A 26,768-nucleotide genomic window follows, 5' to 3' on the forward strand; every position below is an offset into this window, starting at 1 on the left:
GTGAAGTGACATTGGCTACGCTGACAACGGCGGGTCGGTGCTGGGGTATCTCACATGTGAGATAAGGTCCCGCGCATGACTGATGACTACCTGAGCCGGATCGGCAATCTCATCCGGGACGCCCGCAAGCACCGCGGGTGGACGCAGGCGCAACTCGCCGACGTACTGAACACCAGCCAGAGTGCGGTGAACAGGATCGAGAAGGGTCATCAGAACCTCACCCTCGAGATGCTCGCCCGGATCGGCGAGGCACTCGACTCTGAAATTGTCTCTCTCGGTGGCGGCCCGGTCCACCTTCGCGTAGCCGGTGGACGGCAGTTGTCCGGATCGATCGACGTGAAGTCCAGCAAGAACGCCGGCGTCGCGTTGCTGTGCGCCAGCCTGCTGAACAAGGGCCGCACCACGCTGCGGAAGGTCGCCCGGATCGAAGAGGTCAACCGGCTGCTCGAGGTGCTGAACTCGATCGGCGTCCGGACCACCTGGCTGAACGACGCCGGCGACCTGGAGATCGTCCCCCCGGCCCACCTCGACCTGGGCGCGATGGATGCCGAGGCCGCCCGCCGTACCCGCTCGATCATCATGTTCCTCGGCCCGCTGCTGCACCGCGAGGACACCTTCCAGCTCCCGTACGCCGGTGGCTGCGACCTCGGCACCCGGACGGTCGAGCCGCATATGGCGGCGCTGCGGCCGTTCGGGCTGGACGTGAAGGCGACCGGTGGTGAGTACCACGCGATGGTGAACCGGGCGGTGATGCCGGGCAAGCCGATCGTGCTGACCGAGCGCGGCGACACGGTGACCGAGAACGCGATCATGGCCGCGGCCCGGTACGACGGCGTGACGGTGATCCGCAACGCCAGCTCGAACTACATGGTCCAGGACCTGTGCTTCTACCTCGATCTGCTCGGCGTGAAGATCGACGGCATCGGCTCGACCACGCTGACCGTGCACGGCTTACCGGAGATCGACGTGGACGTCGACTACGCGCCGTCGGAGGACCCGATCGAGGCGATGAGCCTGCTCACCGCCGCGATCGTGACCGGCTCGGAGATCACCATCCGGCGTGCGCCGGTGGAGTTCCTCGAGATCGAGCTGGCGCTGCTGGAGGAGATGGGGCTGGACTACAGCCGCTCCGAGGAGTACCTGGCCGAGAACGGCCGGACCCGGCTGGTCGACCTGGTGACCCGGCCGTCCCGGCTGCACGCGCCGATCGACAAGATCCACCCGATGCCGTTCCCGGGCCTGAACATCGACAACCTGCCGTTCTTCGCGGTGATCGCGGCCTCGGCGACCGGGCAGACGCTGATCCACGACTGGGTCTACGAGAACCGCGCCATCTACCTGACCGACCTGAACAAGCTGGGCGGCCGGGTCAAGCTCCTCGACCCGCACCGGGTGATGGTGGAGGGCCCGACGCACTGGTCCGGTGCCGAGATCATGTGCCCGCCGGCGCTGCGGCCGGCCGTCGTCACGCTGATCGCGATGATGGCCGCGAAGGGTACGTCGGTGCTGCGCAGCGTCTACGTGATCAACCGCGGCTACGAGGACCTGGCCACCCGGCTGAACTCGCTAGGCGCTCAGATCGAGACCTTCCGCGACATCTAGGCCTTTCTGGACTGCCAGGAAGGCGATCGCTTCCTCGATCACGGCCGGGTCCGACAGGATCCGGCCGTGGCCGAGTCCGGTCTTGGGCGAGAAGCGGGCCCGCGGCCCGTACGACGCCAGCAGTACGGCGACCTGCGCCGGATCCACCACATCGTCCACGTCGTTGTGGATCACCAGCAGGTCGGCATCACCCGGACCGACCGAGAACTTGGTCCAGATCTCCGGATCGCCGCCGAACAACTGTCGTTCGATCTCGCGGCGCAGGTTGTTCTTCACCTTGGTCCCCAGGCCCAGCTCGGCGCCGAACTTGTCGACCAGGTAACCGAAGTCGGCGAACCCGCTGATCGAGACGATGCGTCCGGCCGCGACTCCCTGGCGGACGGCGTACAAGGCGAACGGCACGCCGAGCGAGTGGGCGATCAGCGCCTCGAAGTCGCCGTACCGCTCGGCCAGTCTGGTGATGATGCGCTGGTGGTCGAGGATCGTGCCCATCGGCTGGGTCGTGTCGCCGTGGCCGGGGCCGTCGTACGAGATCGGGCTGTAGCCCAGCTCGAGCAGCCGGGTGATGAAACCGGCGTACCGCGACGCGCGCGAGCGCCAGCCGTGGACGAGCAGGACCGGGCGCCGGCCGTCGCCCCAGGCGTACGTCGTGATCCCGTCGACGACCTCGGCCCGGGCGGACTCGTGCGCTGCCCGCTCCGACGAGCGGACCTGACCGCGGGCCATCGGCCGCCGCCACAACTCGAACGCGACCCGCCCGGCCAGCCGCGGTGAGACCGCGCCGATCGCCCGCAGCCCCACCCCGACCGCCGCTGTCATGTCTGTCATCTCGCTCCTCGGCTGGCAAACAATACGAACGATCGTATTATTAGTTCGGAACGAGGGCGAGGTCAAGCGGAATAGGATCGCGGGGTGGAGAAGGTCGACGGACGGTTGGTACGCGGTGATCAGACCCGCCGCGCGGTGCTGCGCCGGGCGGTCGACATCGCGTCGGTCGACGGGCTCGAAGGGCTGTCGATCGGGCGGCTGGCCACCGAGCTCGGGATCAGCAAGAGCGGGCTGTTCGCGCACTTCGGTTCGAAGGAGGAGCTGCAGCTCGCCACCATCCGGGCCGCGCGACGGATCTACGCGGACCAAGTGGTGACGCCGGCGTTCGCGGTCGAGCCGGGGCTCGAGCGCGTGTGGAAGCTGAGCGAGTGCTGGATCGACTACTCGCGTCGCCGGGTGTTTCCCGGCGGATGCTTCTTCCAGAAGGTCTCCCATGAGTACGCCGCTCGCGGGGGAGCCGTCCATGAGGCACTGGCCGGTGTGCACCGGGAGTGGATGGATCTGATGGAGGACGTCGTACGCGAGGCGGTCGAGCGCGGGGAGCTGGAGGCGGATCCGGCGCAACTGGCCTTCGACCTGAACGCGTACTACGAGGCTGCCAACCTTGCCTCGATCCTGCATGACAACCAGGCCGGCTACGACCAGGCGCGTCAGTCCATTCGGACCCGGCTGGAGTCGGCGACCGGTGCGCCACTGCCCTGGTGAGTCGGCAGGTCGCGCTGTCGCCGGATCGGTGAGAAGAAGAGGACGAGGCCGGCCAGCGGTACGCCGGCTGTAGTGATCCACAGGGCTGGGCCGAGGCCTAGTAGTTCGCCGAGCGTGCCGCCGAGCAGTGCGCCGAGCGGGATCGTCCCGTAGTTCACGAACGAGGTTGTTGCCGTGAGCCGGCCGAGGAGTTCGGGCGGGCAGTAGGACTGATGGAACGTCGCCTTGACCACGTTGCCGCCGACCACGCCCAGGCTGACGCCGAAGCCGCCGACCAGGTAGAGCCACGGGCTCAGGCTGCTCAGCGGGATCAGCAGTGCGAGGGTCGGCAGACCGAGTTCGCAGAGGAGCAGCGCACGTGCGGTGCCGAAGCGCGCGGCGAGGCGCCGGCCCGCGAAGGCGCCGAGGATGCCGCCGCTCGTGGCCGCGGCGATCAGAGCGCCGACCGTGCCGGGGGACAGGCCGGCCTCGCGGACCAGGAAGACGACCACGATCGCTTGATAGCCCATCAGGGCAAGGTTCGACACTGCGCCGAAGATCGTGAGGGTGCGCAGCCAGACATCCTTGGCGACCAGCGCGATGCCGGTCCTGATGCCGTCGCCTGCTCGGCGGACGTCCGTCGTACGGCGTTCGCGGTACTGAATGGCCGCCAGGCAGGCGAGGGCGATCAGGAAGGTGGCGGCGTCGACGAGGAGTGCGTTGGCTGGTCCGGCGAACTGGACGAGGAGGCCGCCGCAGCCCAGGCCGGCGAGTTGCGCGGCGGAGGCGCTGCCGTGCAGCTTCGCGTTGCCCTCGGCGTGATCGGTGCGGTCGAGAAGCGTGGGCAGGTAGGCGGTGTAGGCGGTTTGGAAGAGGACCGCTGCGGCGCCGACGAGGAGGGCGGCGGTCAGCAGGAGGTGGATCGTGAGGACGCCGGCCCAGGCTGCGAACGGCAGTGCGGCCGTGAGCAGGAAGGATGCGGCCGACGTTGCCAGCAGGACCGGCCGGCGGTGGCGTCGGTCGATCCACGCGCCGGCCGGCAGGCCGATCAGCAGCCAGGGCGCCCAGGCGGCCGCGGTGAGCAGGCCGACCTGGAAGGTGGTTGCCTCGAGCATCGAGATGGCGATGAGGGGGAGTGCCACCGTCGACGTCGCACTGCCGAACCGGCTGACCGTCTCACCGATCCAGAGCAGCCTGAAGTCCCGATGCCGCCGCAGGAGACTCATGGCTGTTCCGAAGCCGAGTCGTCCCCGGCGGTCGACGAGTGTCGCGGGAACGACTGGAGTTGGACGATGACGCGTTCGGCGTCGGGACCGGCCGGTTCGACCGTCGTGTAGCGGTCGATGACCGCACCGATCTCCTCGTTGAGGGCGTGGAGTTGTCCCGGGGTGAGGCGGAGATCGCGCCAGTCGGACAAGGCTGCCGCAGTCTGCCATTCGCTCGGCCAGTTCTCGTCGACGTACGTGCGGACGCGGTCGAAGTACCGCTCGACCAGATGCCGCAGGTAGACGTCCAGTGCGCCGCTGGTCTCCGGGTCGTCGCGGAACTCGGCCGGGTCGAGAACTGTCCGGCCCGGGATCCGCCACCAGCGCTCCCGCTTGGTGCCGCGCTCGACGTCCTCCTCGATGTACCCGTGCTCGGCCAGCAACCGCAGGTGCCAGCTGATCGTGCCGGTGTTCTCGCCCAGCCTGGCCGACAAGGTGGTCGAGGTGGCCGGGCCGTCCAGCTCGAGCGCCTCCAGGATGTTCATCCGGAGCGGGTGCGCGAGTCCGCGCAGGCTGCGGGCATCAATCCGTCGCATAGTTGCAGAGTAGTCTCTGCAAAGAAATCTCTGCAAGATGTGGACTGTCGGTGGCGGCGCATAGCTTGTCCGGCATGCGGCCTCATGTGGTGGCTCAGGTGGCGGTGTCGCTCGACGGCAGGACGTCGGGGTTCGACATCGATGTCGCGCGCTTCTATGCGCTGGCGACGCTGTGGCAGGAAGACGTGACGCTGGTCGGCGCCGACACGATCCTGGCGCAGGAGGTCGCCGTACGGTCGGCACCGCATCCGGGTCCGCGGCCGGAGGGGCCACTGCTTGCGGTCGTGGACAGCCGTGCGCGGGTCCGCGAGTGGGAGGGCCTCCGACAGCTCGGCTACTGGTCCGACGTCGTTGCCCTGTACGCCGACCAGACGCCGGCGCGACCGCCCGACAGCACCACGCGCGAGCTCGTCACCGGTTACGACCGGGTGGATCTCGTCGAGATCCTGAACGTCCTCGGATCACGTGGCGCCCGGACGGTCCGCGTCGACTCTGGGGGCGGGTTGCTGGGCGCCCTCTTCGACCTCGGTCTGGTCGACGAACTGGCTCTGCTGGTCCATCCGGTCGTCGTCGGCTCTGGCCAACGCTGGTCGGAGGGGCACAGCCTGGACCTCCAGCCCGCCGGCACCGAGGTCTTCGAGGGTGGCGTCGTCTGGCTGCGGTACTGCCTGTCTTAGCGGTTGCTGGTGAGGTCGTCGGGGCGGCCGGCTTCGACGCGGGACCACTGGGAGATGGGGCGTCCGTTGGTGATCAGTCCGCCGACCTCCCAGTCTTGTGGCCAGCCGTCGGGTGAGTCCTCGTGCTCCTCCTGACGCCCGTACACGGTGAGGTCCATCAGCGAGTAGCTGTTGTCCATCACCTCGACGCCGCGGAGGGTCGTCCACCAGGTCTCGAACACGCGGTCGCCGTCGCGGACGTAACAGACGAGATGCATCCGGCCGATGACGCGGCCGACGAGGAGGGTGTCGAGGGAGTCCAGAGCCGAGTACCACGGCATGGTCCAGCCCATGAAGTCGTGGTAGCGGCGGCTTTCGTCGTACGGGCCCTGGCAGAACACGGCGTACGTGATGTCGCGGGAATGCAGGTAGGACAGCTCCGAGACATGGGTGTTGCACCAGGTGCAGCCCTGACACTGCTCGGCCGCGGGATGGCCCGGATGCCACATGAAGTAGTAGGCGATCAGTTGCTTGCGGCCTTCGAAGGCGTCCAGCAGGGTGAGTGGTCCGTCGGGCCCGATCAACTGGGTGTTCGGGTCGACCTCGACCATCGGTAGCCGGCGCCGTGCCGCGGCGATCGCGTCGCCCTCGTGGCTGTGTGCCTTCTCCCGGATCCGGAGTTCCTCGATCTCGGCCTCGAAGGCATCCCGGTCGACGACCGGGGGCAGGTTCGTTGCCGTTTTCATGACTGGTTCCTGTCGTTGCTTCTTCTCGGTCATGATCGGGACGTCGGAGCCGGTTCGTCGGTCTCGACCTGGGCCCTGTGCTCTTTCCGGGTTCCCCTTGTTCTGTTCACGAAACTGTCGGTGGCGGCGGCTACGCTGAGCTGTGATGAGGAAGCAGCATGAGTGGTACGACGAGCACGACGCCGAGCGATGGGTGGCCGAGCCGGTCAAGCGGCCGGGGCGGACCGCCTTCGCTCGCGATCGCGCGCGCGTGCTGCACAGTGCCGCATTGCGACGGCTGGCGGCCAAGACGCAGGTCGTCACGGCCGGTAGTGACGACTTCGTCCGCAATCGGCTGACGCACAGCCTCGAGGTCGCGCAGATCGGCCGGGAGTTGGCCTCGACGCTCGGTTGCGATCCGGACATCGTCGACGCGGCCTGCCTGTCGCATGACCTCGGTCATCCGCCGTTCGGGCACAACGGCGAGCGGGCGCTCGACCAGGTCGCGGCGGACATCGGCGGTTTCGAGGGCAACGCACAGACGCTGCGCCTGCTCACCCGGCTGGAGTCGAAGGCGTTCGATCCGGCCGGCCGCAGTGTCGGTCTCAACCTCAGCCGGGCGACGCTCGACGCCGCGACGAAGTACCCGTGGCCCCGGCGGTCGGGTGAGCGGAAGTTCGGTGTGTACGACGACGATCTCGCCGTGTTCGAGTGGTTGCGTCAGGGCGTCGGTGAACGGCGGTGCCTGGAGGCGCAGGTGATGGACTTCGCCGACGACGTCGCGTATTCGGTGCACGACGTCGAGGACGGGATCGTTGCCCATCACATCGACCTGGCCGCGGTGGCCGCGGACCGGGCGCCGTACTGGGAGATCGTCCGGCGGCTGTATTTGCCGGAGGCAACGGATGCGGAGCTGGACGAGGGGTGGCGGCGGTTGACCGGCTTGCCGTACTGGCCGGGTGCGTCGTTCGACGACAGCCGGCGGGCGCTCGGCGGGCTGAAGGACCTGACCAGTCAGCTGATCGGCCGCTTCTGCACCGCGGCCGAGCAGGCGACGCACGCTGTCTTCGGCCGGTCACGACTCATCCGCTACGAGGCGGACCTGATCGTCCCCGACGGCATCCGGGTGGAGATCGGTCTGCTCAAGGGCGTCGGCATGTTCCACGTCCTCAACTCCCCGGAACGCCAAGCCCGCCGCGCCTCCCAACGCGAGCTCCTCACCGAACTGGTCGAGGCGCTCTGGAAGTCCGCGCCGTTGCACCTCGACGCCGCCTTCAAGGCCGACTTCGCCGATGCACCCGACGACAACGCCCGCCTGCGCGTCATCGTCGACCAGGTCGCCTCTCTTACCGACCCTTCCGCCCAGGCCTGGCACACCCAGCTGTTAGTTGATTGAGCTGAACGGGAGGTCCAGGCCGAGCTGGGAGCGGATGGGCTTGTTGGTCAGGCGGATCTGGTTGAGGTCGGCCGTCGGCAGGGCGCTGCGGTACATGCGGACCTCGTCGACGGTGCCCTGGAAGCGGCGCCGCACCGTTGTGGGTGAGGATATAGGACGTATGATGTCCTGCGACAAGGTAGCCGACTCGCGAGGAACGCGACAGGGGTTCGACGACTAGAGTCGTCGGTATGACTGACGCAGAGCAGATTGTCATCGTCGGCGCGAGTCTCGCGGGTGCGACCGCCGCCGAAGAGCTCCGGAACGACGGCTGGACCGGCGGCATCGTCCTGATCGGCAGCGAGACCAAGTTGCCGTACGAGCGACCGCCGTTGTCCAAGGGCGTCCTGCTCGGCAAGGACCAGACCGACGTCGCGCAACTGCACGACCAGCAGTGGTACGACGACAACAGCATCGACCTGCGACTCGGCACGACCGTCACCGGCCTCGACACCGCGGCCCACACCGTCACGTTGGACGACGGTTCACCGGTGTCCTACAGCAAGCTCCTGATCGCCACCGGCAGCCGCGTGCGGAGTCTCGACGTACCTGGTGCCGACCTGCCCGGGATCCGCTACCTGCGGACGGCCGAGGAGTCGCAGGCATTGTCCGACGCGTACGCCGCCAAGCCGCGAGTGGTCGTGGTCGGCGCGGGCTGGATCGGCCTCGAGGCTGCGTCGGCCGCGCGGGAACGCGGCTGCGAGGTGACCGTGGTCGAGCCACAGTCCACCGCGCTGGCTGCCGTACTCGGTGAGCAGGTCGGGGAGCTGTTCGCCGAGCTGCACCGGCAGCACGGTGTGAACCTCAAGTTCGGCACCGGGGTCGAGGGCTTCGAAGGCACCGACAAGGTGACCGGCGTGCGGACCTCCGACGGCGAGGTGATCCCGGCGGACCTGGTCATCGTCGGCGTGGGCGTGCAGCCGAACACCGAGCTGGCCGCGGACGCCGGTATCGAGGTCGCCACACCGGAGAACGGGTCCGGCATCGTGACCGGTCCGGACCTGCAGACCTCCGCCGAGGATGTGTACGCGGCCGGCGACGTGGTCCGGTGGGAGCACCCGCTGTTCGGCCGGCCGGTCCGGGTCGAGCACTGGCAGAACGCGAAGGACACCGGGAAGTCGGCGGCGAAGGCGATCCTCGGTCAGGACGTCGCGCACGACGCGCTCCCGTTCTTCTTCACCGATCAGTACGACCTCGGCATGGAGTACGCCGGTGACGTTCCGCGCGGGGCGTCGTACCAGGTGGTGCTGCGCGGTGACCCGGCCTCGGGTGCGTATCTCGCTTTCTGGCTCGACGACGACCGGCGCATGCTGGCCGGGATGCACGTCAACACGTGGGGCGCGACCGACGCCATCCAGGAGCTGATCCGGTCCCGGAAGCAGCTCGACCCCGAACGGCTCGCCGACTCCTCGATCGACCTGGCCGACGTCTAGAGCGGGTAGGCGACGTACGCGAAACTCTGGCTGTCCGGCGACCAGCTCGGCACGTTCATCGTGCCCTGGCCGCCGAACAGCGTCGCGACCTCACGGATCTCACCGTCGGGGCTCAGCAGGCGCAGGCGTACGTCGTCCACATCCGCGGGATGCCCCTGGGCGCCGGGCGGGAAGCTGACGTAGGCGATCGCGGAGCCGTCCGGCGCGGGGTGCGGGAACCAGTTGACCCGCTCGTCGAACGTCAGCTGCTCGACCTCGCCGGTGCTGACCGCGATCCGGAACAGCTGCGCGTGACCCGGCGTCGTGGACGCCCGCTCGGAGTTGAAGTAGATCCACTTCCCGTCCGGGCTGTACTCCGAGCCGTCGTCCGCGTGCTCGTCGTTCGTCACCTGGACGTCGGCGCCGCCGGCCGCCGGGATCGTCCACACGTTGGTCACCCGGCGGTCACCCACCTGCTCCAGACCGATGTAGGCGAGCGTCCGCCCGTCCGGCGACACCCCATGCAGGTAGTGGTGGAAGCCTGGTCCGCGGTCGTTACTCACCCGCCGTGGAGCGCCGCCGTCGAGCGGTACGGCGTACAAATGTCCGTCATCGGCCGACACGAAGATCGTCGTACCGTCCGGGCTCAGGACGTGGTCGTTGTTGATCGGCGGGATCCCGCCGAGGTCGATCTCGGTCAGCCCGTCCGGTGCGGCCGTGAACAGGCGGCCGTCGCCGTTGACGACGAGCCGCCCGTCGGCGGTCCAGTTCGGCGCCTCGAAGAGCACGGTGGTCGAGCTGTGGATCAGCCGGTGGTCGCCAGTGCTCACGTCGACGACGTACAGCTCGGCTCGCTGACCTGGGCGAAGAGTTCGTGGCATGCCCGCCAACCTATGTGATCGATCCAGTTAGACTCACGGCGTGGCAGGCCGGATCAAGGACGAGGACGTCGCGCTGGTGCGCGAGCGAGCCCGGATCGACGACATCGTCGGCTCGTACGTGACCTTGAAGAACGCCGGCGGCGGATCGCTGAAGGGTCTGTGCCCGTTCCACGACGAGAAGTCGCCGTCGTTCAATGTCACCCCGTCGCGCGGATTCTTCTACTGCTTCGGCTGCCAAGAGGGCGGCGACGTCATCGACTTCATCCAGAAGATCGACCAGATCACCTTCCACGAGGCGGTCGAGACGCTGGCCGCGAAGGTCGGCATCCAGCTCCGGTACGACGACTCCGGCGCGCCGATCCAGCGCGGCCCGGCGAACCAGCGGCCCCGGTTGGTCGAGGCGCACAAGGTCGCCGCCGAGTTCTTCGTCGAGCAGCTGTTCGGCGCGCCCGACGCGACGCTCGGGCGGCAGTTCCTGGACAAACGCGGGTTCGACAAGGACGCGGCCGTGCACTTCGGCGTCGGGTTCTCGCCGCGTGGCGGCGAGGCGCTGACCGCGCATCTGCGGGGTCGCGGCTTCACCAACGCCGAGCTGGTCGCGTCCGGGCTTTCCGCCGACGGGCAGCGCGGGCTGTACGACCGGTTCCGCGGCCGGCTGATGTGGCCGATCCGGGACGCATCGTCGGACGTGATCGGGTTCGGCGCCCGGCGGCTCTTCGACGACGACAGGATCGAAGCGAAGTACCTGAACACCCCCGAGACCCCGATCTACAAGAAGTCCAAGGTCCTGTACGGCGTCGACCTCGCCCGCCGCGAGATCGCGAAGGGCCGCCAGGCCGTGGTCGTCGAGGGCTACACCGACGTGATGGCGTGCCATCTGTCCGGCGTCCAGACGGCCGTCGCCACCTGCGGGACGTCGTTCGGCGACGACCACGCGCGGGTGCTGCGGCAGTTGCTGCTGGACCACGACCAGTTCCGCGGCGAGGTGATCTTCACCTTCGACGGTGACGAGGCCGGCCAGCGGGCGGCGCTGAAGGCGTTCGCGGGGGACCAGGCGTTCGCCTCCCAGACGTACGTCGCGGTCGAGCCGGACGGACTCGATCCGTGCGATCTGCGGCTGCAGAAGGGTGACGCCGCGGTCCGCGAGCTGATCGGCCGGCGGGTGCCGCTGTACCGGTTCGTGCTCGCGAACGTGCTGTCGAAGTACGACCTGGATCGCGCCGACACGCGGATCGACGCGCTGCGCGACGCCGCTCGCCTGGTGGTCAGCATCCGCGACCGGTCGAAGGTGGACGCGTTCACCCGTGAGCTCGCCGGGCATCTCGGGATGGAGGTCGACCAGGTGCGTACCGAGGTGTATCGCGCGGCGTCCCGTCCCGCCGCCCCCACACCGGAGCGTGAGCGTGACCGGCCGGTCGTCGTCCAGGGGGAGGCCGCTCCTCCGCCGCCGCCCCGGGTCGACGTGCCGTCGCCGCGGGACCAGCGGTTCGTGATCGAGTGGGACGTGCTGAAGATCGCGATGCAGCATCCGGCGTTGGTCGGTGTCGCCTTCGACGAGCTGGACGACCACGACTTCACCCATCCGTGGCTGGCCGCGATCCGGTCCGCGATGGCGAAGGCGGGCGGCCCAGCGGCCGCGGCTCCCGGTGAGGCATGGGTGGTCGCCGTACGCGATGCCATCGGCAACGATCCCGCCGCCGCGGTGGTGGGCGCGCTGGCCGTCGACCCGCTCCGGCTCGGCCGCGAACCGGACGAGGCGTACGCGCTGGCCCTGCTGGCCCGGTTGCAGGAGCTGACCTGCGCGCGCCGGATCCAGGACCTGAAGTCGAAGCTGCAGCGCACCAACCCGATCGACCGGGCGGACGACTACAACCGCATGTTCGGCGAACTCATCGCCCTCGAGGCCTACCGCGCCGAACTCCGCAAGAAGGCGATCTCCGGCGCCCTCTAGCGTGTGCCCCATGCCCGAGCTGCCCCGCCGCTGACCTTCACCCGTCGACTTTGAAGGGGTCGTGTTCGGCGAGGAGTTTGTCGAGTCTGGCCTGATCCACGCGGTTGGTGACCTCGGACATCTCTTGCCGGTCGCGGATGACCTTGGAGAGCGTGATCGTCGACGTGACGACGAACAGCAGACCGAGGGCCAGGAACGCTCGCACCCATCCGGCCGCGGGCAGGTAGATCAGAGCGAGTCCCATCGCAGTCAACGAGATAGCGAACGACAGAACGGCCTGGACGTAATACGCAGCAGTGTTCGATGGCTGAATAGGCTTCGTCATGCGCTCATCGTCGTTTCGCGACCGGCTGCACCACATGCGGTGAACTACTCAGATCTACTCGCCGAAGATCGGGTCCAGGACCGATATGACGCCCCAGCGGAAATAGACCGGGTCGTCGAAAGTGCTGGGGACTCGGCCTAGGCCCTTGATCACCGCGCCGGTGCCGTTGGCGTGACCAAAGGCGTACAGGTAGCCGGCGCCGGTGTCCTTGCCGATGCCGAGCAGCAGTACGCCGTACTGGCCGCACTTCTGTGCAGTCAACGACTCGAAGCCTTGCCAGGTGCTACTGCGCACGACCTTGACGATCGGCTTCATCGGCGAAGTAGTCGGGATGCGGACCGTGTAGAGCGCCCCGCCGCGAGTGTTCATCAAGAACGTCTCGTACGTGCGGCGGCACGGCTCTGCCTGCGCGTTCTCCATGGACTGAGCATCTGTTCCCCGAAGTTGGCTTGTGCGCGCCTGTCGGCGCGCACAAGGGGTGTGCTTCTACTGAACTTGATGCGTCTGCCGCGGCAGAAGTTGCGTCATTCGCCGAAGAGCATCGGTGCGTCGTTCGGGCGCAGGGCTTGCCTGAAGTAGACCGGGTCGGTGAAGGTCCCAGGCACCTTGCCGAGGCCCTTGATCACCGTGGCGGTGCCGTTGGCGTGGCCGACGGCGTACAGGTATCCGGAGCCGGTGTCCTTGTCGATGCCGAGTAGCAATGTCCCGTACGCACCGCACTTCTCGATGATGAGCGACTCGAACCCCTGCCAGGTGGAACTGCGCACCTGCTTCACGATCGGCTTCATCGGCGAGGTGCGCGGGATCCGGATCGTGTAGAGCGCTCCGCCTCGGGTGGTTGCCAGGAAGGTGTCGTAGGTGGCCGTCTGACTGATCATCGCCATGGTCTTCACCGCCGCGAACCCCGGCGCGGACTGCTTGTTGCTCCAGAGAGGACGGCTGTCGGCGCTGGCCATCGTCCAGCGGAAGAGCGTGCCGTCCGCGCGGAGTGCGTACTGATTCGTCACCCCGGGCATGCCGTTGGGAGTGAACGGGTAGTACCTGACCGTCTCGAACGCGGTCATGTCACCCCACCCACTGCCGACGGGTACGAGCCCGATGTGCTCGGGGTTGATCTCGCCGTCCAGTCCGACGCGGTAGCTGCTCTGGTACATCGTCGAGCCCATCACGACCCAGCCACCGACCACCGAGTCGTATCCAGTGACATCGGGGTCGGTCGCCATGGCTCCACTGAGGCGGACCTGGCCGTCCGGATAGATGTTCTTGCGCACAGCGCCCGGCCGAGACGTGATGGGCGACGTTGCCGTGAGCCAAGTGGACGTGTGATCACCGCCGGGCGTCACGGAACCCACGCCCAGCCCACACGCCGCGGCGATCGCGCCGGCTCGGGAGGTCGCCGCGTCAGCGGTTGCAGAAATGGTTCCTGCCAACATCAGAGCAGCGGCCATCGCCACTCCTGCACTTCGCTTCCGTCGGGACATGGTGAACCTCTCGTTGGCCTTGTTGCCGGCTGGATGCGTGCGCACGGCGGTCACCAGCTGTGGGCGACGTCGACGACGACGCGGCTCGTGGAGCCTGAGCCGGCGAGAGTGAAGACCCGGAACGGCAGTCGGGCGCGGACGCCGAGTCCGATCGTCGTCTCTCCCTCGAAGCTGCCGGCGCTGACGACCTGCCGGAAGGTCCGGTAGCCGCTCACGTTCGTCAGTTCGTCGTAGTTCGCCGGGTCATACGTGTAGTGGTTCGTTTCGTCGTACGACGGTGTCAGCAGGACGATCGCCAGCTTGGCGCCGCCGCGGACCGGAATGGGCTTGCCCTCGCCCACACTGGAGATGTCCGGCACGTACTGCACGCGGAACCAGGACGGCTTGCCGTCGATGTCGAACACGATCCGGTCGAAACAGCCGTGCCGGCCGGTGCGAACGTCGGTCAGGTGACCGACGCCTTGGAATGTACTTGCTTCAGGCAACGAACCCCAGCCGGTCGGGCAGGTGGCGGCGGCGGTGACGGTCGTGGCCGGTCCGGCGAGCGCCGGTACAGCGACCGCGCCCGCCGGTACGGCGGCTACAGCGAGCACCGCGATGGCGGTGCGGATCGGACTGCGGATGTGGATGGTGGGAATACATTTCACGGTGCCCCCCTTAAGGACACTCGTTAGATGCCCCCGGGAGGTCAGAAGTTATCGATCGGCCCGACCTAGTCGGAAACGACCTCGGTGTTCTGGCAGGCGACCAGGCGCCACTGCCCGTCCTCCTTGGACATGACGAACAGCGGAGTGCCCTGGTTGAACACGATGCTCTCGTCGTCGAGTGGCCGGCCGTCGAGCTTGCTGTATTGCTGGCGGACCTTCACGGCGGCGACGTCGGGACGGATGAACAGCACATGCTCCACCTTCATCTCGACCGACAACCCCTGTCCCTTCATCCCGCCGGGCAGCACCTGACGGGTGAATGCCGAGATCGCTTCGAGCCCGAACAGCTTCTTGCCCCCGCCGGTCGTCCAGATCGCATCATCGCGAAACAACCCGAGAAACTCATCGGGAAGCTCGTTCCGGGTGGAGTGCTCGACGGCGGCAACCACCTGACTGATCGCTTCGAGGTCGGTCTGACGTGCCAGTTCTGCTGTGCTCATGAAAGCAGTCAAGTGCTTCAAGTAAACTTGAAGTCAATGATCCGTGGTCAGGCGGCTTCGGTCACCGGACGCTTGCATTGACAGGGGCTGTACTCCCGAGGATGGTGAGGATCCCAGGGCGTATGCGGACGTCTCGGCGTGTTCGAGACAGGAGCATCACCGTGGAGCGGAGCCAGGGCGGGCCGATGGCCGGGCGGACAGTGCTGATCACCGGTGGAACCGGAGGTATCGGCAGGGCCACCGCGCTCGGCCTGGCATCGATGGGCGCGCACGTCGCGATCATCGGCCGGGACCACGGTCGGACCGAGGACGCAGTACGCGAAATCCGTTCAACTGGTGGGCAGGCGGATGCTTTCGTCGCGGATCTGTCCTCACAAGCTGAGGTACGGCGGGTCGCTGCCGACGTACTGCGGAGCTATGCGCGGCTCGACGTACTTGTGAACAACGTCGGCGGGTACTGGAGCACCCGGCACGTCACCGCCGACGGGCTCGAGCGGACTTTCGCCCTGAACCACCTCGCGCCGTTCCTGCTCACCGCGCTGCTCCTCGACCGATTGCAGCAGAGCGACGCGGCTCGTGTCGTCACGGTGGCGTCCAACGCGCATGTCCGGGGCCGGATCGACTTCGACGATTTACAGAAAGAGCGCGCCTATTCGGGTTCTGCGGCGTACGGCCAGTCCAAGCTCGCCAACGTCCTGTTCAGCTACGAGCTGGCTCGGCGACTGTGCGGCACCTCAGTCACGGCGAATGTCTTGCACCCCGGTCTGGTGAGTACCGCCTTCGGAGGTGAGGACCCCGGACGCGCTCAGCAACTGCTGGTTCCGTTGCTGCGACCTTTCATGAAGTCGCCCCGGCATGGCGCCGCCACATCGATCCATCTGGCATCTGACCCCGATCTGCACCACGTGACGGGTCGCTACTTCGCCAAGTGCGCAGCCAAGAGATCGTCCAAGGGAAGCTACGACGAGTCCGTCGCCGTACGACTCTGGCAGGCCAGCGCCGACCTGGTCGGCCTCACCACACCAGCGACCGCCTCGTAATCACCCGCACTGGTTCCTGAGCACCGTAGTACCAGTCGGTCGGCCTGTGCCGACCTCAGGAGTTGAGCACCATGACACCGCAATCTTCCTTCCTGCGCACCTGGTTGATCTGGACCGCCGGGTTCCTCGCCTTTCCCATCGCCGGACTTGCCGGCACCGCAGTCGTTGGCCGCGTCAACGACCCACTTGCCGCGTTGCTCGGCGGTACCGCAACCGGGGTCGTCCTCGGCGCCGCCCAGACGCTGGTGAGCCGCAGACGACTCGACCCGCGCAGATGGATACCGGCCACCGGCATCGGAATGGGCGTTGGGCTTCTCGTCGGCGCCGTCGCCGTCGACTACGGCACGTCGTTGGGCGAGCTCGCTCTGATGGGCTTCCTCACCGGCATCGTCCTCGGCCTGGCACAGGCACTGGCCCTGCCACGCCAGACCCGACTGCGCTGGCTATGGGCCGCCGCACTTCCCGTCCTCTGGTCCCTGGGCTGGACCGTCACCACCCTCGGTGGGATCAGCGTCGACAACCAGTTCACAATCTTCGGCGCCTACGGAGCACTGACCTTCTCCGCCCTGTCCGGCCTGCTACTCCACCACCTCCTGCCCTACGAAGCCGTCGTACCTCCGGCATCGACACCGACACCGGCCAAGTCCACAACCTGACCTCTCCGCGTCTTCACTGCGCTGGCCGGCAGGACGAACGGCGTCTGGCGAGCTGAGGAGGGGCGGGGGCCGCCCCTCCTCCCATCACTTGTTCAGCCCCTGGAGACTCGGCGAAAGGTCGCGGCGAGACAGTCACGAAGGCTAGTTGGCCAGTGGATCTTGACCGACACTGAGGGTGAGGGCAGTCCGCGCCGGGGAGGGCGGCTGGATGGCTGGGAGACGCAAGGCGCTGATCGTCGCTAACGACGTCTACGAGCACGAGGGGCTTGGACAGCTTCGCGCGCCGGCAGCGGACGCGCAGGCTCTGGCCGGCGTTCTCGGCGACCCCGGGATCGGTGGTTTCGACGTTCAGATTGTTCGCAACGAGTCGGCGCATGTCATTCAGGGGCGGATCGAGGATCTGTTCGCGGACAGCCGACCCGAAGACGTATTGCTTCTGCACTTCTCGTGCCACGGCCTCAAGAGCGAGTCCGGCGAGTTGTTCTTCGCGGCGAGCAACACTCTCCCGAACCGGCTGGGTTCCACCGCTGTCGCGGCCGACTTCGTGCAGCGTTGCCTGCGGATGAGCAGATCGCGCAGCATCGTGTTACTGCTGGACTGTTGCTACGGCGGCGCTTTCGGCCGGGGCGTGACCGTGCGCGCCGCCGGCGACGCCAACGTGCTCGACAGCTTCTCCAGCGGGAGGCTGGGTGGCGGCCGCGGCCGAGCGGTGATCACGGCTTCCAGCGCGACGGAGTACGCGTTCGAAGGTGATCGGCTCGCCGATGACCACAGCAGTCCGTCGGTGTTCACCGCAGCCCTGGTGGAAGGTCTGGCCACCGGGGACGCGGACCTCGACCAGGACGGCTGGGTGTCGCTCAACGAGCTGTACGACTACGTCTTCGACCGGGTCCGCGAACAGAATCCTCACCAGACCCCCAGCCGCGACGTGGAGATGCAGGGTGAGCTGTATCTTGCCCGGCGCAGCCATCCGGTCACCGTGCCGGCGCCGCTGCCTGCCGAGCTTCGCGAGCTGATCGACCATCCGTCGGCCGCGGTCAGGGTCGGCGCTGTTCCAGACCTCGTCGGGCTGCTGCAAGGCAGGAATGCCGGGCTGGCGTTGGCGGCCAGGGTGGTCCTGGAGCGTCTGGCTGATGACGACAGCCGTTCTGTGGCCGCCGCGGCGTCGGCAGCCCTGAGCGCCGCCGATTCAGGATCGCGTTCACAGCCGATACCGCAGTCCGAGCCGCAGCCCGAGCCGAAGCCGGAGCCCGAGTCGAAGCCGGAGCCCGAGCCGAAGCCGGAGTCCGAGTCCGAGCCGGCCCGCCCGGACCGGTCCGGGCGGGCCTGGCGCCGGCGGTTGATCTACCTGGGCGGAGCCGGAGTGATCCTCGCAGCCGGGACCGTGGTCGCGCTGCAGTTGCTTGACGACAATGGTTCGCCCGGCGGCGGTGGATCGGCGGCCGGTGAGTTCACCGAGTCCTCCCCGTGGCGGCTCAACGTCCGCGGTACCAACACTGTCGACAACGGCTGCACAGTCACCGTGGTGAATGTCGACAGCGGTGAACAGAAGGTGTTCGAGCGTCTCTTCGAGAGCAGGACCTTCCAGATTGCGGACACCGGCACGTTCAGGGTGAGCACCAGCGACCCCATCTGCACGGCGACCCACTCCGCAGGCGCCGGTCAGATCGCCATTCCCTTTGCGCAGAAGGCCATCACCGGCGACAGCGAGGCGTTCACGGTGCCGGCCGGCAGCAAGGTCGTCGTACAGGTCGTCGACTTCCACAGTTACGGTCGTTGCGAGTTCGTGCTGCGCGACGCCACGGACGGACGCGACCTGGACTTCGGTACGGCGTTGCCCGGTGCCGGCCCCTTACGACTGGACCCCCACGGCAGCTCCAAGGTCTATCTCGCTGAATTCGCCGGCTGCGACGTACAGGTGTCCAGCGGCTGAAGTAAAGAATCCGTCGCCGGTCACACCGCTGGTTCGCCACCCGCGCGACATGTGGCGATCTACACTGCTACGCGTCTGCTGAGCCGGCACGATCAACCTGAGCGCGCGGGCTGACCTGAGCCGATGCGGCAGGCTGGAGAGTGCGATGACCTTCTCGATCGTGGCGTTCGATCCGGACTCCGGTTCCTCGGGGATCGCGGTCGCATCGAAGTTCCTGGCGGTGGGCGCTGTGGTGCCCTGGGGACGGGCCGCCGCCGGTGCGGTCGCCACCCAGGCGATGGCCAACCTCTCGTACGGGCCGGACGGCCTCGATCTGCTCGCCAACGGCCTGTCCGCTGACCAAGCGGTGGCACAGTTGACGGACGCCGACGAAGAGCGCGAGCACCGCCAGATCGGCGTGGTCGACGCCCATGGGCGGGGCGCCACCTTCACAGGTGCATCCTGCATGGATTGGGCCGGCGGCCAGGCCGGTGACGGGTTCGCGATCCAGGGCAACATCTTGGCCGGCCCGCAAGTAGTAGAGGCCATGGCCGACGCCTGGAAGGAGCGCGCCGGTGAGGCGTTCGAGCGGCGGCTGGTGGCAGCGCTGGCGGCCGGCGACCAGGCCGGGGGAGACCGCCGCGGCCGCCAGAGCGCGGCGCTCCGCGTGTGGCGCGAAGGGTCCGCGTACGGCGGCGTGCTCGACATCGCCATCGACCTGCGCGTCGACGACCATCGCGCGCCAATCGATGAACTGGGCCGTCTGCTGGACCTCCACGAGTTGTACTTCGGCAAGCCGGATCCGGGGAGCCTCCTTCCGTTGGAAGGAACGTTGGCTGCTGAGGTGGCCGCCTGCCTGGCATCGCTCGGCTATCGGGCGGCCGGACTGGTCGAGGCGCTCGACACCTGGGCGAGCACAGAGAACTTCGAGGAGCGCCTTGTGCCCGGCAAACTCGACCCGGTCGTCCTGGAGCAACTCCGCCGCCAAGCAGCCGAGACGGCCTCCTGAACACTTCAGTCAGCGCGTCAGGCGCGGGAGATGAGCAGCCAGGCGAGGTAGGCGACGTACGCCGCGACGAACACACCGCCCTCGAGACGGGTGATCCGGCGACCCGACACGAACACCGGTACACAGGCCACCGCCGCGCCGACCATCAGCAGGAGATCGCCGCCGAGTATCTCGTCGGGCACCTCGACGACGCCGGGCGCGACGAGGATCGTGACCCCGAGAATGATCGCGATGTTGTAGACGCTCGACCCCAGCAGGTTGCCCAGGGCGATATCCCGGTCCCCTCGGAGCGTCGAGACGATCGTGGTCACCAGCTCGGGAGCCGACGTACCGATCGCGATGATCGTCAGTCCGATGACGGCATCGCTCACACCGAACGCCCTAGCCGCGTCGACCGCGCCGTCGACGAGCAGCGTCGCACCGATCACGATGACCGCGATCCCCACCAGGAGACTCACCACAGGCAGCCAGGGCCGGGCCCGCTGCGCGTCGTAGTTCGCCTGGTACTCCGCCTGGACGGCCGGTGACTCCTGCCGGCTGGTGCGCAGTACCGCCAGTGTGTAACCGACTCCAAGTAGAACGAGCACGACACCGTCCAGCGTGCCGAGGCTGCCGTCGAGCGCGACGACCAGCAGCACCAGCGACGCCGCGGTCATGCACGGCAGATCAAACCGCACCGTGCGTGTGTCCAGGGTGAGCGGGCTGATCAACGCGCTGAGGCCAAGAATCAGCAGCAGATTCACCAGGTTCGTGCCCACGATGTTGCCGACAGCCAGCCCGGCGCTGCCCTGCCGCGCGGCGTCGATCCCAATAGCCAGCTCCGGCATGCTGGTGCCAAGCGACACCACCGTCACCCCGATAACAATCGGCGCGATCCCCAGCCGCAGAGCCAGCCCCGTCCCACCACGAACCAGCAACTCGGCCCCACCCAGCAGGCCGACGAGACCGCCCACAATCAGCAGCGCACTCGACATCACCCCACCGTCTCACGCCCCCGAACCCGCGCCAACCCATCCCCGCAACCATCAGACCGTGCCACTTGACGTGGCCAGATCAGCTCCCCTGGCTTGGGCCGGAGGCCGGAGGCCGGAGGCCGGTGACGGTGCCCTCGTTACGTGCGGTAGTGCGCAGATGGAGCGACCGGCATAGATGCGGCCGCGCTGAGCCGAGCTGCGCACACACAGCGCCGCACTGCCGCAGACAGCCGGCCGCCTGCCGAACGGCGCCAGACCAACCCCCAACCACCCTCATTCTGAGCGCGGAAATGGCGCGGTGGCGAGGCCGAGGTTCGCGAGCAGGTGCCGACCTCGCGTCGGATCAGGGGGCGATCTTGTGCAGGGCCGCGGCGATCCTCCGTGGGTCATAGACCAGGCCGAGGTGGTTGAGCGGGACGTCATGAACCTCCCACGCGGGGTCGGATCGAAGCGCAGCAACCTGTGACGCCGACTCATCGTCCTGCTGCTCCGTGCACGCGAGGTAGGCATGCGCGACCGTGTTTCGGCGACCTCCGCGGGCAGGCAGTGGTTCGGTCCAGCACCGCGTCGGCTGGGGGCGCAGACGCGCTGCGGCCCAGTGACAGAGATCGGCGTCCGCAAGCGCCAGACCCATATCCTCCTCGGAGGGAGGAGGCACGTGCGTGTCCTTGAGGCGGGCGCGGTCGGGATCGTCGGCATCCCAGGAGTCGACGACTGCCTGCCCGTCCTGGATGAGCGGTCCGTCCAGGTTGACCACGAGGCGGAGCCGCTGCGGCGTCAGATCCGCGACTCCCTCGCACACGGCCGCGCCGTAGCTCCAGCCGACGAGCACCACATCCTCGAGATCCTCGAACCAGAGCAGACTCGCGACATCCTCAATATGCGTGGTCAACCCAACGCCGACACCTGAAAGATGGGCGCGCTCGCCGAGCCCACTCAGCGTCGGGGCGTGCACCTCGTGTCCCGAACGGCGCAGCTCGCTCGCCACTCCTCGCCACTCCCACCCGCCACCCCACGATCCGTGCACTAGAACGAACGTGCTCATCATTCCCCCTGACCCCATCTCTCCAACAGTCTGCACCCGGCACGCACAAGCAGACAGTCGTCAAAGACGATGCGCTCGCATCACGCGTGCCGGTGGCCGCGTTGAGCGCTGGCAGACGGTTCTGGTCGCGCTCATCGGCGCATGCGCGACCATCGCAGTTGCCGTCATCGGCTTAGCTGCTACGCCAGCGGATGGCGAACCCCGACCGAGCAGGCACCGGATCACTGTGGACACGGTCTCGTTCTCACGACAGGGCGCAGCCTGGCAGATAGAAGTCCGCGGGACGTACAAACCCACTCGAGCGGACGGCTAATTGTTCGCGATCGCGATACACCGAATCTCCGGAGCTACTACTCAATGGTTCGTCTCCGAGCCCATCGAACCAGACCAGGACGGACGATGGGTCGCCAAGATTCTTCTCGAAGCTCCGAGCCAATCCGTAACCGTGATGGCACTTCTCCCCAGCAGTGGCTGCATGCCCGGCAACGTTTGCGGTCGAAACCCTGAAGCTATCCGGCAGGCCCTGGAGAATTGATCCCGCCGCCCATCGGCCAGCGGGTCGCGAGCACTGGCGAGACTCCATGCCCCCTCCTCGGCTCGATTTGGGCGGATCGGCCAGCCTTGAACTCGAAGGATCACGAGAGCCACGCCACTTGCCACAATGGCCAACTTCAGCCGGCAGGGGTCCGGCATCCGACATCCTCTAACCATCTTGGGACTCTCCTCAAGACGCGTTTCAATGGCACGAACCATGGCACGCGTCTGTCCTGCCGATGGCCGGTCAGTCGTTCGATGCCGAACCGCCGCCAGAGGCGGATTGCGCGGCCGGCAGAGCGAAGGCAGTCAGGGACGGGTTGCTTTTGACCGTTGGTGTAGCCGCGGGAGGCGGACGCCAGGCGCGTTGCCTCTGATTGGAGCGAGCTCAGCGCGACGGGGGAGAGGGACTGGCATCAGGGTCTGGGTCGTGCCCGAGCGCTTTGGAGCGGTAGAGGTCCTTGCCCAGCGCAGCGCGCGATGAGCTCGGGCGCGCCTTCTCGTATCGGCTGGCTCGCTCAGCGAGTTCTCTGTAATGAGGCGCGAACGGGATGCCAAACTCAGCCTCTCGAAAGTTCACGTAGGGCTCAACACTGTTCCACGTTCGCAGGATGACCTTGGATTGGCTGGCCATCACTTCTCGTTCTGGCACGAGATTTGCTGCTATGAGCGCGCCGACGCGATCGTAGGTTATGCAGACGGTCTCAACGTTCTCACGATCGACCGCTGACGCGTCAGCCGGTGCAGCCGTCAGTTCGGCATATACGTACCTTCGGGCTCTGCGGGCCGCGTCGCTGCCAATGAGTTCATAGACGCGGAACATCGCATCGAGGTGTCGAGCGCGAACCAATTCCCTGAGCTGGCTTAGCGCGATCGCGGCTGCTACCGCCACGACGACGAGGCCCATCACAGCCGACAGAGCCGCGATTGCGCTCCATAGCACCGGATCTTCCACAAGGATCACCATCCCCACGGGTTATCGGACGGTCACGACCGAACGTTACGATCTCCGACGGGCGGTGGTCATCTGCGGCTCCCGCGACCCGAAGGGCGACGGCCCAGCGAGCGGTGCCCTCGCTGCCACACTCCGCCCCACGATCTCGACCGCCGTCGGTTGCCGCAGCCGAGGAGAGCCTGCGGTTGGGGCCGAGAAGGTGAGTCATGTGGTAGTCGGCGGTCGACCTTGACTCGCGCGGCGGCACGCAGGTTCAAGCACTGACGGTCGGATCAGAAGGCCGCCGGACTGAGTCGTCAACGGCCGAGTTGAGCGCTCAAGAGGCGACTTGACTGTGGGCCTGAGCGACTGGGCAACTCTGTTAGCCGCCAGTTCGTTCCGCAGACCGTTCCACAGTATCTCCGGCGATGTGGCGAGACGAGCTGCGTCCGGCTGCTCCACGGCCCTCACATTGCTACGCGTTATGCCGGACTCGCCGACGCCCGTGCCCGGCATCGCGTTGGTACGGAACTGCCCATCAGCGAGCACAGATGCCAGTGGGCGATGATTTCGACGCCCTCGGTCAGCTGAACCGCCAATCGACCTTGAGCCTGCGCATGTCCCGGACGTGCAAGAACTCTTTGGCCTTCCTCGCGACGCGGCGGCCCAGGTATCGCGACGGGTCTTGAACCTTCACATCGTTGTGAGGCTCAGGTTGTACGCTGAAGCATGTGAGGATCGGAGAACTCGCAGACCGGACCGGTGTGTCGCGTCGGTTGCTGCGCTACTACGAGGAGCAGCAGCTGATCACGCCGAGCCGAGGCCCGAACGGCTATCGCGAGTACCAGGAATCACACGTCGACATCGTGTTGCAGATCAAAGGCTTGCTCGATGCCGGTCTGCCGACGCGAATCATTCAGCAGCTGCTCCCGTGCCTCGATCAGTCGCAGAGCATCTACGTCCCTGACGTGACACCCGAGATGATCGCCACGTTGCAACGGGAGCAGACCCGGCTGACCGAGCGCATCGACTGTCTGGCGCGCAACAGGAATGCGATCGCCGATTACCTCGACAAGGTCATCAGCGTTAAGGATGCGAACAACAAGAGCAGAATCTCGGCCTGATGTGGCCGTCCGGTCGGCCAGCACCGCATCGAAGGCGGCTGGCGCCGGCTGCTCACTGATCCTCATGGCGCGAGGAGGCCGCGGCAGTCGGCCGCCTCGATCACCTCACCGAGCAGCCCGAGCCATTGGTCTACGTCGGCGGCCTTCAGGCCCACGTCGAGCCCGAGGCCCTGGCCGCCGGCGAGGTACACCTGGGTCACACCACTCTCGCTGGCGGCCACGAGGTCCTCGGCGATCTGCTTGGGCGATCCGCCGAGGAAGGGCCGGCCGTCCCCGATCGGATCACGGGTGATCGGAGTCGGCCAGGGCACCTGGTTGACCACCATGAGGTCCGCGGGGTCGCGGCCCGCCTCCCGGGCGGCGTCATGGAACGTGGACACGACGCCGCGCAGTTCCTGCGCCGAGGAGGTGATCGGGATCAGGCCGTCCGCGATCCGGCCGGCGCGCTTGACGGCGGCCGGCGAATTCGCGGCCAGCAGCACCGGAATGCGGGCCTGGACCGGCTTGGGGTTCACCTGCGACGGCGCGATCCGGTAGAACTCGCCTTCGTGCCGGACCGGGTCCGGGCCCCACGCGGCCCGCATCGCCGTGATGAATTCCTCCGTACGGGCGCCCTTGCGGCTGCTCGACACGTTCGCCGTCTCGAACTCGTTGTGCTGCCAGCCCTGTCCCAGACCGGCGATCACCCGGCCGCCGCTGAACCGGTCCAGGGTGGCGAGCCGGCGGGCGAGCATCACGGGCACATGCAGCGGCGCCACCAGGACGGCGGTGCCCAACTTGATCCGCTCAGTCACGGCGGCGATATGGCTCAACGTCTCGAGCGGCTCGTACGTCGAGCCGTAGAACTCCGGCAACATCTCGGGTTCACCCCCAGTCCACAGCACGACCTTGTCGAGCGGGCGGAGCAGGCGTTCAAACGTCCACAAGGCCGAGTAACCGAGCCGTTCGGCCTCCTTGGCAACCTTGACGATCGTCTCCGGCGAGGCCTGCGACCCAGCAGTGGGCAGCGCGAGACCGAGTTCCATGGGTCCTCCATCAGGTGAAGTTCATCAACGGGTTGTCAGAGATCGCAGTCCCGACGAGTCACCGATGCCAGGACCCGGCCGGAGATGCACCGCGGCCGGGTGCTCAGTGCAGGCAGCCATCCGCCTGGCAGCCCCAATGGGAGCCTGCTTCCTTCCAGGTCGTCAGCGAGCCGTGCCCTCTCGTTCGCATGGCACCAATGCTCGAACCATCACATGGATGTGAAGGTCAAACAGACTGGGTGTGAGGTCGTACACATACGAGTCGCGGGCGCTGACCGGAGCACGCGGAATCGCGTGTGCGCGGCAGGCGGCATCGGGCTCGGCCGCAGCTACCCGCGCTCCCGATGCGGAGGTCACAGGTGATCTGAGGGCCCGCGCATTGGGTTCTCAGGGATGAGCACCCAGGGGCTGTGGCGGTCCGCAAGAACTGCCCTACGCACCGCTGAATCAGTCCCGGCGACCCTTCAGCCGGCGGCTGACCGCACGCTCGGCCTCCCGGCCTGCCTCGCGCTCGGCGAGCACCTGCCGCTTGTCCCAAGTCTTCTTGCCGCGGGCCAGGGCGATCTCCACCTTCGCGCGACCGTCCTTGAAGTACAGGGTCACCGGGACGATCGTCAGCCCGCTCTCGTTGACCTTGCGCTCGATCTTGTCGATCTGGGCACGATGCAGCAGCAGTTTCCGCTTGCGGCGTGAGCCGTCGTTGAACCAGCGGGCCTGGGTGTACTGCGGGATGTGCACGCCGTGCAGCCAGATCTCCCGGTCCTCGACAATGGCGAAGCCGCCAACCAGAGACGCCCGCCCGGCACGGAGCGCCTTCACCTCCGCACCCTGCAGCACAATCCCCGCCTCCCAGGACTCGCCCAGATGGTAGTCGTGCGCAGCCTTGCGGTTACGCGCGACCACAGGGTCAGCCTCGGGCTTCTTCACACGGGGATTCTGCCCGACAGCCCGACAGCCCGACAGCCCGACAGCCCGACCTGCGAGCCAACTGAGGCCGAGCTGGCTCAACGACAGGTGCAGGTGCGCCCCACTCCGGGACGGCAGGGAGCGGGGCCTGCCCCGACGGCGAGTCAGTAGTTGACGTCTGCGCTCCACCATGACCACTCGCAGTGGTCATAGTGAGAGTCGAAGGCTCGCGTCTCCTGATCCCAGATAGTGATCAGCTCGAACTCGGCAACAAAAGGCGTCGCCCGTCAGTTCCTCAAGGCTGCCAGGGGCCCAGTAGGCCCCCCGCCGGGGTGTACCGCCTCCGTGTGGAGTGGTGAGCGATGCTTTGCTACACCTGCATCACACCGCCAGGAGGCGACCCATGGTCCAACGAGTCGAGATCCAGCTGACCGATGACCTCGACGCAGCGTGATCTCTGCGGGCAAGGGGGAAACCGTGCCCTTCGCGCTCGACGGCACGTCGTACGAGATCGACCTCCGCACCAGGCACGCGGCAGGCGGGTCAGCCGAAGCACAGTTGATGCAGATGCTCGCACCGTCAAGGAGTGGGCTCGTGCGAACGGGTATGAGGTCAATCACCGAGGACGAGTCCCGGCCCACATTCGCGAGGCCTTCGACGCCGCCAACTAGATGACAGGAG

The 26,768-nt window shown here is 67.3% G+C and carries 28 protein-coding genes; 12 read left to right on the plus strand and 16 right to left on the minus strand.

All coding sequences use genetic code 11. From position 1 onward, the window contains the following. Nucleotides 1-75 precede the first annotated feature (75 nt). Nucleotides 76-1,602: a UDP-N-acetylglucosamine 1-carboxyvinyltransferase gene (locus ACGFIF_RS01285; protein WP_393150122.1), complete on the plus strand. Its 1,527-nt coding sequence runs from the start codon at nt 76-78 to the stop codon at nt 1,600-1,602. Here the strand turns inward: ACGFIF_RS01285 and ACGFIF_RS01290 are convergent. Further along, on the minus strand, nt 1,567-2,430 hold the full coding sequence (locus tag ACGFIF_RS01290; RefSeq protein WP_393150124.1) for an alpha/beta hydrolase family protein: 864 nt from the start codon (nt 2,428-2,430) through the stop codon (nt 1,567-1,569). The two genes, ACGFIF_RS01285 and ACGFIF_RS01290, sit on opposite strands and share 36 nt — an antisense overlap. 84 nt (nt 2,431-2,514) lie before the next feature. Between ACGFIF_RS01290 and ACGFIF_RS01295 the strand changes: the two genes are divergently transcribed. Continuing rightward, nucleotides 2,515-3,135 carry a TetR/AcrR family transcriptional regulator gene (locus ACGFIF_RS01295; protein WP_393150126.1) on the plus strand — a complete coding sequence of 207 codons (621 nt, stop codon included), beginning with the start codon at nt 2,515-2,517 and terminating at the stop codon, nt 3,133-3,135. Here ACGFIF_RS01295 and ACGFIF_RS01300 read toward each other — a convergent pair. Together ACGFIF_RS01300 and ACGFIF_RS01305 are read right to left on the minus strand one after the other, a co-directional pair. After that, nucleotides 3,081-4,340, minus strand: coding sequence for an MFS transporter (locus tag ACGFIF_RS01300; RefSeq protein ID WP_393150128.1), 1,260 nt, complete (start codon nt 4,338-4,340; stop codon nt 3,081-3,083). The genes ACGFIF_RS01295 and ACGFIF_RS01300 overlap by 55 nt on opposite strands. Next, nucleotides 4,337-4,915 carry a helix-turn-helix domain-containing protein gene (locus ACGFIF_RS01305; RefSeq protein WP_393150130.1) on the minus strand — a complete coding sequence of 193 codons (579 nt, stop codon included), beginning with the start codon at nt 4,913-4,915 and terminating at the stop codon, nt 4,337-4,339. Before ACGFIF_RS01305 ends, ACGFIF_RS01300 begins: the two co-directional genes overlap by 4 nt. Nucleotides 4,916-4,989: 74 nt before the next feature. Here ACGFIF_RS01305 and ACGFIF_RS01310 point away from each other — a divergent pair, with 74 nt between their 5' ends. Further along, nucleotides 4,990-5,592: a RibD family protein gene (locus tag ACGFIF_RS01310; RefSeq protein WP_393150132.1), complete on the plus strand. Its 603-nt coding sequence runs from the start codon at nt 4,990-4,992 to the stop codon at nt 5,590-5,592. On the opposite strand, the gene ACGFIF_RS01315 is transcribed toward ACGFIF_RS01310, so the two are convergent. Next, complete coding sequence (locus ACGFIF_RS01315; RefSeq protein ID WP_393150134.1) at nt 5,589-6,317, minus strand: DUF899 family protein; 729 nt, start codon at nt 6,315-6,317, stop codon at nt 5,589-5,591. The two genes, ACGFIF_RS01310 and ACGFIF_RS01315, sit on opposite strands and share 4 nt — an antisense overlap. A 145-nt stretch (nt 6,318-6,462) precedes the next feature. Between ACGFIF_RS01315 and ACGFIF_RS01320 the strand changes: the two genes are divergently transcribed. Continuing rightward, nucleotides 6,463-7,692, plus strand: a complete 1,230-nt coding sequence (locus ACGFIF_RS01320) for a deoxyguanosinetriphosphate triphosphohydrolase (RefSeq protein WP_393150136.1) — start codon at nt 6,463-6,465, stop codon at nt 7,690-7,692. On the opposite strand, the gene ACGFIF_RS01325 is transcribed toward ACGFIF_RS01320, so the two are convergent. Beyond that, nucleotides 7,681-7,827: a hypothetical protein gene (locus ACGFIF_RS01325; RefSeq protein ID WP_393150138.1), complete on the minus strand. Its 147-nt coding sequence runs from the start codon at nt 7,825-7,827 to the stop codon at nt 7,681-7,683. The two genes, ACGFIF_RS01320 and ACGFIF_RS01325, sit on opposite strands and share 12 nt — an antisense overlap. 95 nt (nt 7,828-7,922) lie before the next feature. Between ACGFIF_RS01325 and ACGFIF_RS01330 the strand changes: the two genes are divergently transcribed. Further along, nucleotides 7,923-9,164, plus strand: a complete 1,242-nt coding sequence (locus tag ACGFIF_RS01330; RefSeq protein WP_393150140.1) for an NAD(P)/FAD-dependent oxidoreductase — start codon at nt 7,923-7,925, stop codon at nt 9,162-9,164. Here ACGFIF_RS01330 and ACGFIF_RS01335 read toward each other — a convergent pair. Next, the gene (locus ACGFIF_RS01335; protein ID WP_393150142.1) at nt 9,161-10,024 is read right to left on the minus strand and encodes a TolB family protein; all 864 of its coding nucleotides are present in this window, start codon (nt 10,022-10,024) and stop codon (nt 9,161-9,163) included. The two genes, ACGFIF_RS01330 and ACGFIF_RS01335, sit on opposite strands and share 4 nt — an antisense overlap. Nucleotides 10,025-10,064: 40 nt before the next feature. On the opposite strand from ACGFIF_RS01335, the gene dnaG reads away from it, so the two are divergent. After that, nucleotides 10,065-11,975, plus strand: a complete 1,911-nt coding sequence (gene dnaG / locus ACGFIF_RS01340; protein ID WP_393150144.1) for a DNA primase — start codon at nt 10,065-10,067, stop codon at nt 11,973-11,975. A 37-nt stretch (nt 11,976-12,012) separates the two neighbouring features. Here dnaG and ACGFIF_RS01345 read toward each other — a convergent pair whose 3' ends face one another. The 5 genes from ACGFIF_RS01345 to ACGFIF_RS01365 all read right to left on the minus strand — a co-directional run bounded on the left by ACGFIF_RS01345 (nt 12,013) and on the right by ACGFIF_RS01365 (nt 14,928). Next, nucleotides 12,013-12,300, minus strand: coding sequence for a YiaA/YiaB family inner membrane protein (locus ACGFIF_RS01345; protein WP_393150146.1), 288 nt, complete (start codon nt 12,298-12,300; stop codon nt 12,013-12,015). 54 nt (nt 12,301-12,354) lie between these two features. Then, nucleotides 12,355-12,720 (minus strand): hypothetical protein, encoded by a 366-nt coding sequence (locus ACGFIF_RS01350; RefSeq protein ID WP_393150148.1) that lies wholly within the window; start codon nt 12,718-12,720, stop codon nt 12,355-12,357. Nucleotides 12,721-12,824: 104 nt separating this feature from the next. Continuing rightward, complete coding sequence (locus ACGFIF_RS01355) at nt 12,825-13,748, minus strand: hypothetical protein (protein ID WP_393150150.1); 924 nt, start codon at nt 13,746-13,748, stop codon at nt 12,825-12,827. An 83-nt stretch (nt 13,749-13,831) separates the two neighbouring features. Beyond that, nucleotides 13,832-14,428: a hypothetical protein gene (locus ACGFIF_RS01360; protein ID WP_393150152.1), complete on the minus strand. Its 597-nt coding sequence runs from the start codon at nt 14,426-14,428 to the stop codon at nt 13,832-13,834. A gap of 65 nt (nt 14,429-14,493) precedes the next feature. Then, nucleotides 14,494-14,928 (minus strand): SgcJ/EcaC family oxidoreductase, encoded by a 435-nt coding sequence (locus tag ACGFIF_RS01365; protein ID WP_393150154.1) that lies wholly within the window; start codon nt 14,926-14,928, stop codon nt 14,494-14,496. 161 nt (nt 14,929-15,089) lie between these two features. Between ACGFIF_RS01365 and ACGFIF_RS01370 the strand changes: the two genes are divergently transcribed. From ACGFIF_RS01370 to ACGFIF_RS01385, 4 genes are all read left to right on the plus strand, one after another. Continuing rightward, nucleotides 15,090-15,968 carry an SDR family NAD(P)-dependent oxidoreductase gene (locus ACGFIF_RS01370; protein ID WP_393150156.1) on the plus strand — a complete coding sequence of 293 codons (879 nt, stop codon included), beginning with the start codon at nt 15,090-15,092 and terminating at the stop codon, nt 15,966-15,968. A gap of 71 nt (nt 15,969-16,039) precedes the next feature. After that, nucleotides 16,040-16,624 (plus strand): hypothetical protein, encoded by a 585-nt coding sequence (locus ACGFIF_RS01375; RefSeq protein WP_393150158.1) that lies wholly within the window; start codon nt 16,040-16,042, stop codon nt 16,622-16,624. Between the two features lie 208 nt (nt 16,625-16,832). After that, nucleotides 16,833-18,557, plus strand: a complete 1,725-nt coding sequence (locus ACGFIF_RS01380; RefSeq protein WP_393150160.1) for a caspase domain-containing protein — start codon at nt 16,833-16,835, stop codon at nt 18,555-18,557. A gap of 145 nt (nt 18,558-18,702) precedes the next feature. Beyond that, the gene (locus tag ACGFIF_RS01385; protein WP_393150162.1) at nt 18,703-19,545 is read left to right on the plus strand and encodes a DUF1028 domain-containing protein; all 843 of its coding nucleotides are present in this window, start codon (nt 18,703-18,705) and stop codon (nt 19,543-19,545) included. A 17-nt stretch (nt 19,546-19,562) separates the two neighbouring features. Here the strand turns inward: ACGFIF_RS01385 and ACGFIF_RS01390 are convergent, their stop codons facing one another. From ACGFIF_RS01390 to ACGFIF_RS01400, 3 genes are all read right to left on the minus strand, one after another. Continuing rightward, nucleotides 19,563-20,519 (minus strand): calcium/sodium antiporter, encoded by a 957-nt coding sequence (locus ACGFIF_RS01390; RefSeq protein ID WP_393150164.1) that lies wholly within the window; start codon nt 20,517-20,519, stop codon nt 19,563-19,565. Nucleotides 20,520-20,862: 343 nt separating this feature from the next. Then, complete coding sequence (locus ACGFIF_RS01395; RefSeq protein WP_393150166.1) at nt 20,863-21,582, minus strand: alpha/beta fold hydrolase; 720 nt, start codon at nt 21,580-21,582, stop codon at nt 20,863-20,865. 904 nt (nt 21,583-22,486) lie between these two features. Continuing rightward, nucleotides 22,487-23,065: a hypothetical protein gene (locus tag ACGFIF_RS01400; protein ID WP_393150168.1), complete on the minus strand. Its 579-nt coding sequence runs from the start codon at nt 23,063-23,065 to the stop codon at nt 22,487-22,489. A gap of 698 nt (nt 23,066-23,763) precedes the next feature. On the opposite strand from ACGFIF_RS01400, the gene ACGFIF_RS01405 reads away from it, so the two are divergent. Beyond that, nucleotides 23,764-24,156 (plus strand): MerR family transcriptional regulator, encoded by a 393-nt coding sequence (locus ACGFIF_RS01405; protein ID WP_393150170.1) that lies wholly within the window; start codon nt 23,764-23,766, stop codon nt 24,154-24,156. Between the two features lie 62 nt (nt 24,157-24,218). Here ACGFIF_RS01405 and ACGFIF_RS01410 read toward each other — a convergent pair whose 3' ends face one another. Next, nucleotides 24,219-25,181, minus strand: coding sequence for a TIGR03619 family F420-dependent LLM class oxidoreductase (locus ACGFIF_RS01410; protein WP_393150172.1), 963 nt, complete (start codon nt 25,179-25,181; stop codon nt 24,219-24,221). 447 nt (nt 25,182-25,628) lie between these two features. Beyond that, nucleotides 25,629-26,108: an SsrA-binding protein SmpB gene (smpB, locus tag ACGFIF_RS01415; RefSeq protein WP_393150174.1), complete on the minus strand. Its 480-nt coding sequence runs from the start codon at nt 26,106-26,108 to the stop codon at nt 25,629-25,631. A gap of 413 nt (nt 26,109-26,521) precedes the next feature. Here smpB and ACGFIF_RS01420 point away from each other — a divergent pair, with 413 nt between their 5' ends. Continuing rightward, nucleotides 26,522-26,758: a histone-like nucleoid-structuring protein Lsr2 gene (locus ACGFIF_RS01420; protein ID WP_393150176.1), complete on the plus strand. Its 237-nt coding sequence runs from the start codon at nt 26,522-26,524 to the stop codon at nt 26,756-26,758. The last annotated feature ends 10 nt before the right edge of the window (nt 26,759-26,768 follow it).

This window comes from Kribbella sp. NPDC049174, from assembly GCF_043197365.1.
Taxonomy (GTDB): Bacteria; Actinomycetota; Actinomycetes; order Propionibacteriales; family Kribbellaceae; genus Kribbella.